This is a genomic window from Pseudomonas fungipugnans, assembly GCF_029955235.1.
Taxonomy (GTDB): Bacteria; Pseudomonadota; Gammaproteobacteria; order Pseudomonadales; family Pseudomonadaceae; genus Aquipseudomonas; species Aquipseudomonas fungipugnans.
Genome location: NZ_JARBWL010000001.1, coordinates 724,530 through 738,553, shown reverse-complemented (window position 1 = coordinate 738,553; position 14,024 = coordinate 724,530). Strand labels below are relative to the sequence as shown.

The 14,024-nt window shown below is 64.8% G+C and carries 1 protein-coding gene; it reads left to right on the top strand.

Features of this window, described 5'->3' with window-relative positions:
- The first annotated feature begins 5 nt into the window (after positions 1-5).
- The gene (locus POF45_RS03045) at positions 6-14,006 is read left to right on the top strand and encodes an SDR family NAD(P)-dependent oxidoreductase (protein WP_282315018.1); all 14,001 of its coding nucleotides are present in this window, start codon (positions 6-8) and stop codon (positions 14,004-14,006) included.
- Positions 14,007-14,024 lie beyond the last annotated feature (18 nt).

The following is a 14,024-nucleotide window of genomic DNA, read 5'->3' as shown; positions in this document are numbered from 1 at the left end:
GAAGCATGCAAACAGACGCACATCAGACCACTGCCGCCGCCTGCGGCGAACTCGATGCCCTGGCACGCCGCCTGCTGGCGAGCCAGTTGCAGACGCTTGGGCTGTCTGGCGCCGAGGACCTGCACCGCCTCGCGGCAGAACACGGTCATGTCACGCCGGATTATCTGCACCTGTGGCTGGCGCAAAGCCTGAAATACGTCGCCGGTGTCGAAACCGGCGCTGCCGATGCGCTGTGGCAGCAGTGGAATGAGCGCTTGGCGCTCTGGCGCCAGGACCCGGATCTGGCGGCCAGGGCGCAGTTGCTCGACGCCTGCCTCAAGGGATTGCCAGCGCTGCTGCGCGGTGAGCAGACCGCGACTCGCGTGCTCTTTCCTGACGGCTCGATGACGCTGGTCGAAGGCGTATACAAAAACAATCGGATATCCGACTACTTCAATCAGGTGCTGATCGAAGCAGCGCTGGCCTATATCGAAAGCCGTCCAGCGGGCGCCGAACCATTGCGCATTCTCGAAATTGGCGCCGGCACGGGCGGCACCACCGCAGGCCTGCTGGCCGCGCTGGCGCCTTGGCGGTCGCAGATTGGCGAATACTGCTACACCGATCTGTCGCGAGCGTTCCTGCAACACGGCGTCGACCAATTTGGTGGGGACAACCCGTTCCTGCAAACCCGACTGTTCGATGTGTCGCGCCCGTGCGCCGAGCAGGGCATCGAGACCGATCACTATCATCTGGTGGTGGCGACCAATGTGCTGCACGCCACCCCGCAAATCCGCCAGACATTGCGCAACGCCAAGGCCGTGCTGCGCAAAGGTGGATTGCTGATGCTCAATGAAATCAGCGAAGCGTCGCTGTTCACCCACCTGAGTTTCGGCCTGCTCGAAGGCTGGTGGCTGCACCGCGATGGCGCCCTGCGCATTCCCGGTTGCCCCGGACTTTCGCCGGCAGGCTGGCAGGCGGTGCTGGAGCAAGAGGGCTTCAGCCCGGTGTTGTTCCCGGCCCGGCAGGCCCATGACCGGGGCCAACAGATCATTCTGGCCGAGAGCGACGGCATCGTCCGTCAGCCAGTCATCAATACCGCGCGGCCAGCGGCATCGCCCGCCGATAGCCGCGTGCCTCAAGACAGCTTCACGCCGAAACAGGACGAGACTGCCCCGGACGGCTGGCGGCGTCGCGTCGCCGACTACCTGCGCCATCTGGTCAGCACCACGTTGAAGATCCCGGCCGAGAAGATGAGCCTGTCGCGGCCGCTGGAAGACTATGGCCTGGATTCGATCCTGGTGGTCCGGCTGACCCATGCGTTCAGCGAACATTTTGCCGCCATCGACAGCGCGTTGTTTTTTGAAGTGCCGACCCTGGCGGCGCTGACCGAGCATTTTATCCAGCATCGCAGCGAAGAACTGCAAGCGCTGCTGGGGCAAGCCGAGGCTGAAGTGCGCGAGACAACGGCAGCCACCATCCGCCAGGAACAAACCGCCGTACCGGTCGAGAAGGCCGAGGCCAACCACATCGCCATTATCGGCCTCGACGGCCGTTATCCCGGCGCGCAGTCGATGAGCCAGCTGTGGCGCAACCTCGCCGACGGCCATTGCGCCATCGACGAAATCCCCGCCGAGCGCTGGGACTGGCGGCGTTATTTTGCGGCGGAGAAGGGCAAGTCCGGGCATCTGTACACGCGCTGGGGCGGCTTTATCGAGGGCATCGACCAGTTCGATCCAGCGTTTTTCCGCATCTCGCGCACCGAAGCCGAACGGATGGACCCGCAGGAACGGCTGTTCCTGCAAGTGGCGTATCACAGCATCGAAGACGCGGGCTACAACCCGGTGACCTTGCATCACCAGGGCGAAGTCGGGGTGTTTGTCGGGGTCATGAACGGCAGCTACAACCCCATCAGCAACTACTGGTCGATTGCCAACCGGGTGTCTTATCAGCTGGACCTGCAAGGTCCGAGCTTCGTGGTCGACAGCGCCTGTTCGTCATCGCTGACAGCGATCCATCTGGCGGTCGAGAGCCTGAACAGTGGCAGCTGCGACGTGGCGATTGCCGGCGGCATCAACCTGATCATCAATCCACAGCACTACCTCAGCCTGTGCGAAATGATGATGCTGTCGCCCGGCGAACACTGCCGCGCCTTTGGCGATGACGCCGACGGCTTTGTCGATGCCGAGGGCGTCGGCGCAGTCGTGCTCAAGCCGCTGGACAAGGCGCTGGCCGACGGCGACCGGATCTACGCGGTGATTCGCGGCGGCGCGATCAACGCCGGCGGCAAAACCAATGGCTACACCGTACCGAGCGCCAGCGCCCAACAGCGTGTGCTGGAAAAAGCCCTGGCGCGGTCGGCCGTCGATGCCAGCCGCATCAGCTACATCGAAGCCCACGGCACCGGTACCGCGTTGGGCGACCCGATCGAGATCAGCGGCCTGAGCCGGGTCTTTGCCCATGGCGACGACGCCCGCTGCGCCATCGGCTCGATCAAAAGCAATATCGGCCACTGTGAAAGTGCTGCCGGCATCGCCGGGTTGAGCAAGGTCCTGCTGCAACTGCAACACCGCCAACTGGTGCCGTCGCTGCACGCCAAGCAGCCCAACCCGAGCATTGATTTCGAACAGACCCCGTTTCGCCTGCAACAGCAATTGGCGCCCTGGACCGCCAACGGCGCGACGCGCATGGCCGCGATTTCCTCGTTTGGCGCAGGCGGTGCCAATGCCTCGCTGATCGTCGAAGAACACCTCGGCGTGACCGACTCACGCCCGGCGATGCCCGGCCCCTGGCTGATCCTGTTGTCGGCCCGTGATCCGCAACGCCTGACGGAATCGGCGTCGCGCTTGCTGGCTGTGCTAAACAAAGCGCTGGACACTGAACAGCCGGCCATGGCCGACCTGGCGTGGACCCTGCAAACCGGGCGTGAAGCGATGGCCGAGCGGTTGGCGCTGCGGGTTGAATCCTTCGCCGATGTGCAGCGCTGTCTGGCGCTGTGGCTGGCAGGCGAAGCGCAAGACAACGTGTTCTGTGGCCATAGCGATCCTTATGATCCGGCGCTGGACCAACCCACCTCGCAGCCAATCGAGCACTGGCTGCAACATCAACAGTTGAGCGAACTGGCGACGGCGTGGGTGCAGGGCGAAACCATCGACTGGCAGCCGCTCTATCTCGACAGTTCGTATCGACGCCCCCAGCGCATCAGCCTGCCGGGTTATCCGTTCGCCAGGAACAGCTACTGGATGCCGGGACTGGCACACCCGCCAGCCGATGCGCCCTTCGTCGAAACGACAACCGAGCAGGACCTGACCGACTGCTGCTACCTGCCGCGTTGGCAGACCCAAGCCACAGACGAGCAGGCCACAGCGCCAGGCACCGGAGCGGTGGTGCTGGTGACTCTGGGCGAATCCGCCTCCGCGACCGGGCTGCTGTGGGCGGCACTGGTCGAGCATTATCAAGGCAGCCGGAATGTGCTGCGGATCGACGGCGGTATTGGCGCCACAGTCGAATTGGCGGCAGGCCATTGGCGTTGCGGCGACGATGATCCCGCAGGCTTTGCGCACATTCTGTCGGCCCTCGGCCCGGTGGCGCAGGTCCTGGTGATCGGCGCGCAAACGGCCAGCCACACGACGCCTTCGGCGCTGGCCGACAGCCTGCACCACCACGAGTTGCCGCTGCTGCGGCTGTTCAAGGCGTTGCAACAGGCGGCGAACGACGCCAGCGCGACCGACTGCTTTCTGTTGTCCTTCGGCCGCTATGCCTTTGCCGGCGCGCCGGAGCGGGGCAATCCGCTGGGGGCCGGCATGGCCGGGCTGGGTTACGCCATGGCCCAGAGCGAACACCGGGTGCACCTGCGCAATCTGGACCTCAATCTCGACGAGCTTGAAATGCCGCACAGCCGGCAACCGCTGCTGGCGCAGATACTCGCCGAGCCGGCTTCGCAGCGCGGCGAGCTGATCAAACTCAGCCGTGGCGAGCGATTTATCCAGCAGTTGATCCCGTTGGCGCTGCCGCCAAGCCACACCAGCACGTCGGCGCTGAAGCAGAACGGGGTGTACCTGATCCTCGGCGGCAGCGGCGTGATCGGTCAGGTGATCAGCCGCCAATTGATCGAGCGCTATCAGGCCCGGGTGATCTGGCTCGGGCGCAAACCCGCCGACAGCGAGCAGATACAGCACAGCCTGAAGGCCGAGCAGTTTCGGGGCCGGGTCGATTATCTGCAGGTCGATGCGACAGACCTGGGGCAATTGCAGCAGGCGGTGGCGCTGGTCAATCAGCGTTACGGGCGAATCAATGGCGCGGTGTTCTCTGCGATGGTCTTCGACTTCGAGAACAGCATCCAGCACACCACCGAGGCGCAGTTCCAGCAGATTCTCGACATCAAGAGCCGTGGCAGCCTGCATTTTTATCAGGCGCTGGCCGGGCAGCCGCTGGATTTCCTCTGCTATTTCTCCTCGGGGCAGGGCTTTGCCTTTTCCGGCGCGGCCAAGCTGTCGGCCTATGCCTGCGGCATCACCTTCGCCGACGCGTTTGCCGAGGCCATCGGGCCGACGGCGGGTTTTCCGGTCGGCGTGATCAACTGGGGCTTCTGGCGCGCTTCGCTGCAAGCGCAGACCGTCAGCCAGCACCTGGACGCACTTGATGACGACGAGGGCTTTGCCTGTTTCAGCCGCTTTGTCGCGCAGCTGTCCAGCGGTTCACTGCGCCGCCTGCTGTGCCTCAAGGCTTCGCCGGCGGTGCGTCAGTTGATGGCCGTGCCCGAGGGCCAGCAGTGGCGGCTCGATCCCACGGTGCTAGCACCCGAAGCGGCACCGGGCGTCGAGTTGGAGCCCGCCGAGCGCGAACGGTTGCAGCAGATCTTTGATCCGCAGACGCTCGATCAATCGATTGCCGTGCTGTTGTTGATCCAGTTGCAGACCCTGGGCATCTTCACCGCGCCCGGTGCCCACAGCGCCGAAAGCTGGCGCCAGCAGGCCGGGATCAGCGAGCGCTATCGGCGCTGGTGGCACGAATGCCTGGCGATTCTGCTGGAGCACGGCTACTTGCAGCAGCAAGGTCAGACCTTTGCCGTGGCAACCCCTGTTGCCCTGACGCGACACGCCGCGATCCTGGCCGCCTGGCAAACCCAGCGCGATGGCTATTTCCAGGACCGCGAGCGCCGGGTGCAAGTGACCCTGATCGACGATTGCCTGCTGCAACTGCCGCAGATTCTCACGGGCCGGATTCAGGCGACGGACCTGCTGTTTCCGGACGGCTCGATGGACAAGGTCGAGGGCATCTACCAGCACAACACCCTGTCGGACTTCTTCAATGAGCAACTGGCATTGCGGGTGACGGCGCACGTGCGGTGGCTGCTCGACACCGCCCCGGCACGTCCGGTGCGCATCCTGGAAATCGGCGCCGGCACTGGCGGCACCACCGCCGCCTTGCTGGCGGCGCTGGAACCGCTGGCCGGGCACATCGGCGAATACTGTTACAGCGATCTCTCACGGGCTTTCTTGCAGCACGGGGAAAGCCGCTTCGCCGCAGGCCGGCCCTGGTTCACCACGCACATTCTCGACATCAGCCAGCCCGCTGACAGCCTTGAGCCGTATGACATTGTCGTCGCCACCAATGTGCTGCACGCCACCGCCAACATGCGCAGGACCCTGGCCCATGTCCGGTCACTGTTGCGCAGCGGCGGCCTGCTGGCGCTGAACGAACTGAACCGCAAGACCACGGCCGCGACCGTCACCTTCGGCCTGCTCGATGGCTGGTGGCTGTACGAGGACCCGGCGCTGCGCATCCCCGGCTCGCCGTTGATCGCCGAACAGACCTGGCTTGAGCTGTTGTGGAGCAGCGGCTTTGAACAGGTCGATCTGCACATCCCGGCGCAAATCGCCCTGGGTCAACAGATCATCACCGCCCATGGCGATGCACTGACTCTGCAAGTCCTTGAGCCGCAACTGACCGCCACGCCTGCACAAAACAAGGAGTTTACGTTGAACCAGCATCCTGCCAGCGGAACCGTGGACGTTGCAGACCGACTGCAACAACTGATCGTCGAGGCCCTGGCCAAAACCCTCAAGGCCGATGGCCAGAGCATCGCGCTGCGCACGCCGTTTTCCGATTACGGCGTGGACTCGATTCTCGGGGTGGGTTTCGTCAAGCAGCTGGGCAACCAGTTGGGGATCAAGCTCAACAGCGCGATCCTGTTCGAGCAGGCCACGGTGAGCAAACTGCACAGTTACCTGCAAAAGTCTTATGGCCCGCAGATCGAGCAGGCGTTGGCCGAGCCATTGGCGGCAACCGCCGCGCACGGGCCGCAGACAGCGGCGGCACCGGGCAACCCGGTCATGGCGGCTGCGCTGGCGGGCGCAGAAGCCCCGAATACCCGAGCGCAAACCCGCAACACCGGGCGAATTGCCGTGATCGGCATGGCCGGGCAGTTCCCCGGTGCTGATAACGTTGATGAGCTGTGGGACAACCTGCTGGCCGGTCGCAACGGTGTGCAGGCACTGGGGCCGAACTATCTCCAACCCCATGCCTACAGCGCCGACAGGCAGCCGGGCAAAAGCTATTGCAATCGCGCCGGCATCCTCAAGGACCGCGACTGCTTCGATCCGCTGTTTTTCAACCTCACGCCCCACGAAGCGGAGTCGATGACCCCGCATCAGCGGCTGGTGCTGCAAGAAAGCTGGAAGGCGCTGGAAGACGCCGGGTGCAACCCGATGACCCTGGCCGGTCAGGCGGTCAGCATTTATGTCGGCGCCGAGCCGGGCGGTTATCACCACGACTCGTTTACCGGCAGCTCCGAGGCCATTGTCGCCTCACGCCTGTCGTACTTCCTCGACCTTAAAGGCCCGGCGATGGTAGTCAACACCGGATGTTCGTCGTCCGCGGTGGCGATCCACCAGGCCTGCGAAAGCCTGCGCCACGGTGAAAGCCGCCTGGCTCTGGCGGGCGGCGTGTATGCGCTGCTGGATCAACGCGGGCTGATCAGCCTGTCGGCCATCGACATGCTCAGCCCCAGCGGCCAGTGCCATGCGTTCGAGGCGGCAGCGGACGGCACGGTGATTTCCGAAGGCGTGGGCATGGTCGTGCTCAAACGCCTGGAAGACGCCGAGGCCGATGGCGACCCGATCTACGCCGTGATCGAGGCCTCGGGGGTCAATCAGGACGGCGCGAGCAACGGCATTACCGCGCCCAATGGTGATGCGCAGGAGCAATTGCTGCGCGACACCTGGCTGAAATTCGCCATCGATCCTGCGCAGATCAGCTACGTCGAAGCCCATGGCACCGGCACCCGGTTGGGTGATCCGGTCGAGGCCAACGCGCTGATCCGGGCGTTCCGCGCGTTCACCGACGCCCAGGGTTATTGCGTGCTCGGCAGCGCCAAGGCCAACCTCGGTCACGCGGCGGCGGGGGCTGGCGTCATTGGCCTGATCAAGGTCCTGCTGTCGATCCGCCAACGCATGTTGCCGGTCATGCCGGGCTTTGTGCAGATCAACCCGCTGATCGAACTTGAACACTCGCCGTTCTACATCAATCGTCAGGCGCAGGCCTGGCAAGCCAGTGGCGGCGAACGCCTGGTCGCGGCACTCAACTCCTTTGGCCATAGCGGCACCAACGCGCATCTGGTGATCGGCGAATACCCAGCGGCCCAAAGCACAAGCCAGGACGCAACGCCGCCCGCCGCGAGCCGGGTTATTCCACTGTCAGCCAAAACCGCCGCCAGCCTGCGCGACAACGCCCGGGCACTGGCACACTGGCTGGACAAGACCGAAGCGCCGCTGAGCCACATTGCCTTTACCTTGCAGACCGCCCGGGAGCCGATGCGGGTGAGGGCGGCGCTGGTGGTCAATGACCTCGCGCAACTGCGCATTCAACTGGCGCTGCTGGCCAATGGCGAGGCACTGCCGGTGGCGGCGGACGACAACGGCAGGCTGGCCAGCGAGTGGGTCGCCGGCAGCGACATCGACTGGGCGGCACGCTGGCCAAGCGGCTCGGCCAGACGTATTCACCTGCCGCCTTACCAGTTTGCCAAAGAGCGCTACTGGGCCGATCAGACACCGCAGACCGTCGTCGAACAGGACACGCCCGAAGACGCGATGGATGAACCCGCCAACGGCCTGTTTCTGGCACGTCCCGTGTGGCAGGAGCCGCTGGGTGCAAGCGCTGATGCAGACGATGACATCGGCCAGCGCCTGCTGTTGTGGGTCGGTTTCAGCAGCGCGCAAGTGACGCAGTTGCAAGCCCTGACCCACGCCGCCGGCGCCGGCGTCAGCGGGGAAATCCTGCCCTGCGCCAGGACCGCCCCGGCAGCGCGTTATCAGGAACTGGCGATTGCGTTGTTGCTGCGATTGCAGACGCTCAAGGGCCGGGTCCACGTTGAACTGATGATCGCCGAACAGGCACCGGAGCACCTGCTGTACGCCGGTCTCGACGGCCTGCTGAAAACCGCCTGCCTGGAGCAGCCGGCACTGAGTGCCCGCTGCCTGATGATCAAGGTCGAGCCCGGCCAGCCATTGTCGGCGGCGCAGCTCAAACAGCTGTCGAGCACGCTCGGCGAAAACCGCCCGCGCGCCAGCTCGGTGTTGCAACGCAGCGGCCCACAGGGCGAGCGCCAGGAACTGCAATGGCAGGAACTGGCGGACGATGTCGCCGCCCGCCGTGAGCACGACCGCATCATCTGGAAAGACCAAGGCGTCTACCTGATTACCGGTGGCGCCGGTGGCCTGGGGCTGATCTTTGCCGGGGCGATTGCCGAGCAATGCAGCGACGTCACCTTGATCCTGATTGGCCGCTCGGCCCTTGATGCACGTCAGCAGGCACGGTTGCAGGCCATTCGTGACGCTGGCGCGGTGGTCATTTACCAGCAGGTCGACCTGACCGACGCCGAAGCGCTGGAACAGTTGATTGAAGAAATCTGCACCCGACACGGCGGCCTCAACGGTGTGCTGCATGGCGCCGGGATCAACCGCGATCGGCTGCTCGCACATAAAACCGCGCAGGACATGGTCGAGGTGTTTGCCGCCAAAGTGGTCGGCACCGAGCTGCTGGACCGTGCTTGCCGTCGGCTGTACCTGGATTTCTTCGTGCTGTTTTCATCCTGTTCGGCGGTGCTGGGCAGCATCGGCCAGTCGGATTACGCCGCCGCCAACGGCTTTGTCGATCACTTTGCCGGGTTGCGCAACAAACGCGTCGAACAGGGCCTGCGATTCGGCCACACGCTGTCGATCAACTACCCGCTGTGGCGTGACGGCGGCATGCAGGTCAGCGCCGCCGACCGTGCGCACATCCGCCACAAGACCGGCATGGCGCCGATGCAGTCGGTTCACGGCATCCAGGCATTGCAACTGGGGCTGAACGCCGGCCTGGAACGGCTGTTGGTGATCGAGGGCGACCTGGCGCAGATTCGTGCGCACTTTGGTGCGGCTGAAGAAACCGCAGCCGAGCCAGTGCTGACGTCGGCCCCGGTCGCGGTGGAGCGCACGCGGCTCACGGCGGTGATTCTCGAACGACTGAAAACGGTCTTTTGTGCCGTGACCAAGCTGCCGCCCGACCGGGTCGAAAGCGCTGCGCCGCTGGAGCAGTACGGCATCGACTCGATCATGATCACCCGGCTGAACAAGGCGCTGGAGGACGTGTTCTCGGCGATGACACAACTGCGCCCGGCAGAACGCCTGTTGTCGAAAACGCTGTTTTTCGAATACCACAGCCTGGACGCGCTGACTGGCTATCTGGTGGCCGAACATCACCGCGCCTGCCTGCTGTGGAGCGGTCTGGCCGAGGTGCCAACGCCGGTGCCGACTGCACCGGTTGCCAGCCAGCCAGCCCCGGTGCCTGCGCCGATGGCGATGTCAGCCGCCGAGCCCATCGCGATCATCGGCATCAGCGGCCGTTATCCGCAGGCCGCGAATCTCGACGAATACTGGCGCAACCTCAAGGAAGGGCGCGACAGCATCACCGAGATTCCGTCGCAGCGCTGGTCGCTTGAGGGCTTCTATGTCGATTCGGTGTCCGAGGCGCTGAAGCAGGCCCGCAGCTATAGCAAGTGGGGCGGTTTCATCGACGGCTTTGCCGATTTCGATCCGCTGTTTTTCAATATTTCGCCGCGTGAGGCGGTCAACATGGACCCGCAGGAGCGGCTGTTCCTGCAATCGTGCTGGCAGTCGCTGGAAGACGCCGGCATCACCAAGGCCGATCTGGCCGAACAGTATCAGGGCAACGTCGGGGTCTTTGCCGGCATCACCAAGACCGGCTACAGCCTCTACGGGCCGGCGTTGCGGGAGCAGGGGCACCTGGTGTTTCCGCGCACCTCGTTCGGCTCGACCGCCAACCGCGTGTCCTATGTGCTGGACCTCAACGGGCCGAGCGAACCGGTGGACACCATGTGTTCCTCGTCGCTGACCGCGCTGCACCGGGCCTGCGAAAGCCTGCGGCGCGGTGAGTGCCGGATGGCCTTTGCCGGCGGGGTCAATCTGTACCTGCATCCCTCCAACTACGTGGAATTGAGCGCCGGGCAGATGCTCTCCAAAGACGGCCGCTGCCGCAGTTTCGGCGAAGGCGGCAACGGCTTCGTACCGGGCGAGGGTGTCGGTTCGGTGCTGCTCAAACCGTTGTCCCAGGCACTGGCGGACCGCGACAACATCCACGCGCTGATCCGCGCCGTGGCGGTCAATCATGGCGGCAAGACCAACGGCTACACCGTGCCCAATCCCCAGGCCCAGGCCAGGGTGATTCGCCTGGCCATCGATCAGGCCGGGCTCGACGCCCGCCAGATCAGTTACGTCGAGGCCCACGGCACCGGCACCGAACTGGGCGACCCGATCGAGGTGAGCGGCCTGAGCCAGGCCTTTGCGCTTGACGACGTCGATCTCGGCCACTGCGCGCTGGGTTCGGTGAAAGCCAATATCGGACACCTGGAAGGCGCCGCCGGTATCGCCGGGGTGAGCAAGGTCATTCTCCAGCTCAAACACAAACAACTGGCGCCGAGCCTGCATGCCAGCACCCTCAATCCCAACCTGACGCTGGACGCCACGCCGTTCTATCTGCAACAGACCCTGGGCGAGTGGCGCCCGGCAGGCGATGGGCCGCGTATCGCCGGGGTTTCGTCCTTTGGCGCCGGGGGTGCCAACGCCCATGTGCTGTTGCAGGAACACGACGAATATCGCGAATTGCCAACCGCCAGCGGCGCCGAAGTGATTCTGCTGTCGGCCAGGGACGGCGAACGCCTGCGCGATTATGCGCAGGCACTGCTGGATTATGTAGGGGCGCGGCCAGCGCTGTCGGGCGCCGACCTGGCAAACCTGGCGTACACCCTGCAAACCGGTCGGGAAATGATGGCGGCGCGTCTGGGCCTGGTGGTCGATTCGCCCGCCGCGCTGGCGACGCAATTGCGCAGCTTTATCGAGCGTGGCGCCGAGCCGGACGCAGGCCTTTACGCCGGCGACATCCAGCGTAAACAGCTCGCCGCCCAGGCTGATGCCGAGCTGGCGCCGGTGATTCGCCGTTGGGCCGAAAGCGGCAAGCTGCACAAGCTGCTGGAGTTGTGGGTCAACGGCGAGGTCATCGACTGGACGCTGCTGCATGCCCTGCGGGCCGGGCCGCTGCCGTACCGGATCAGCGTGCCGGTCTATCCCTTTGCCCGCGAGACGTTCTGGTTGCCGGGTATTGAGCCTGTGGCGGCACCTGCTCTTGAGGCCGCCGACGCCGACGCCGACGCGGCGGCGGCCACGAGCAGCGATCACCTGAGCTATCTGGCGCGCTGGCAGGCCGACGGGCAGGGCAGCGAACCCATGACCGCCGAGCACCGTTGCGTGCTGATTGTCGGCGATGCGTCGACCCGGCCAGTGGCAGAAGCGATCACCGCGCACTACCTGCTCAGCGCCGGTTTTGCCAACGGTGCCGGTCGGGTGATCCGTCTGGAGCCCGGCACACAAACCGTCTGTCTGGCGCCGGATCACTGGGCGCTGGACGTCGCTGATCCGCAAGCGCTGGAACACTGCCTGAGCGCGGCCCCGGCCATCGATTGCCTGTATTTCTTCGGCGGCAACGCCCAGGCCACGGACTGGCAAGCGCAGCTCGACAGCCCGAAAGCCAATGAAGTACTGCTGCTGCGGTTGATCAAATGGCTCAAGCAACACAGTCCTTGCCAGGCCATCGACAGCTACATCATCAGCCAGGACAACTTCGACATCAGCGGCGAGCCAGTGAGTGCCGTGGGTGGCGGCCTGACGGGCATGGCCTACGCGATTGCCCAGGGCGAGCACCGCTTCCGGGTGCGCAACCTGGATGTCGACAGCCGTGAACTGGCCGACCACCGCCGTCGACCACGCTTGCTGCGTCAGCTGCAGGGCGAGGGCGGACTGGCGCGGGGCGAGGTGCTGTGCCTGCGCGACGGCGTGCGTTATCGCCAGCGCATTTTCAAGCTGAACTGGCAACCCCAGGCGCCGTTGTCTGACGGCCGTTTTGTCACCCCGGCGCTCAAGCGCGGCGGCGTCTATGTGATTCTCGGCGGCAGCGGCACGGTGGGCTCGATTATCAGTCGCTACCTGCTGGCCGACTATCAGGCGCGGGTCATCTGGCTGGGGCGCAGCGGCGCCGACGATCCCAAGGTGCAGCAACGGCTCGCCAACTGCCTGCAACAGGTTGGCGGCACGGTCGATCCGGCGCAGTTGCACTACGTGCAAGCCGACGCCAACGATCCGGCCTCGCTGCAACGGGCCGTGGCGCAGATCAAACAGCGTCATGGCGCGATCAACGGGGCGATTTTCTCCGCCGTGGTGTTCAACCATGAAGACCCGATCACGCGCATCCCCGAGCCGCAGTTCGACGCAATCGTGCAAGTGAAAAGCCGTGGCGGCATCGAGTTCTACCGGGCGCTGGCCGACCAGCCGCTGGATTTCATGTGCTACTTCTCGTCGGGGCAAAGCTTTGCCTTCTCCGGCGCGGCCCGGCTGGGCGCCTATGCTGCCGGCATCACTTTCGGCGACACGCTGGTGCGCAGCTTGCGCCAGCAGGCGGCGTTCCCGGTGGGCGCGATCAACTGGGGGTTCTGGCTGTCCTCGCTGACCGAGCAACAGGCGGCGGACCCGACCGCACAACCGATGAGCCGTCACGCCGGGGCCCTGCAGGACCGCGAAGGCTTTGAGTGTTTTGCCCGCTTTGTCGACGCCCTGAGTCACGGCCAGCTCGATCAGGTGCTGTGCATGGCCGCTTCGGCGCCGGTCCAGCAGTTGATGCAACTGCAACCGCAGCCGATCGTCCTAGGCCAGATCGGCATTCAGTCGTCTGATGATGGCTTCGAGCGCTACCGCATCGCTGCCGCACCATTGCTCGCGGTCCACGATCCATTGCCGTTTGACCAGGCCATGGCCGGCATGACCCTGGTGCAATTGCGTCGCATGGGCCTGTTCAGCCAACCGGGGCAGTTTCAGGACAGCGAAGTCCTGCGCCATCAGGCCGGCATCGGTGAACACTATGGCCGCTGGTGGACGACCAGCCTCGAACTGCTGCAACAGCAGGGTCTGGTGCAGCGCCGGGGCACCCAGGTCGCGGTCACCGAGCCCGTGGATGCTCAGGCACTGGAGCAACGCTGGTGCCGGCTCAGGGACGAGCTGATCGCCGTGCCGCAACGCAAGGCCCAGGTGCAGCTGGTTGACGCCTGCCTGCAACAGTTGCCGGCGATATTGGGCGGACGCACCCAGGCCACCGATGTCATGTTTCCCAACGGCTCGATGGACAAGGTCGAGGGCGTCTATCGCCACAACGCCTTGTCCGACTACTTCAATCAGGTGGTCGCAGGCGTCGTGCAGCAGCACATCGAAACGCTGTTGAGCACCGAGCCGCAGCGGCAAATCCGCATTCTGGAAATCGGTGCGGGCACTGGCGGCACCAGCTCCATCGTGCTGCCGGCGTTGCAAGACTGGCGCGGGCAGATTGCCGAATATTGCTACACCGACATCTCCAAGGCGTTTCTGATGTACGCCAAAAAAAACCTATGGCGCGGCCAATCCGTTCCTCACTTATCAGGTATGGAACGTTGAGCAACCGCCGCAAGCCCA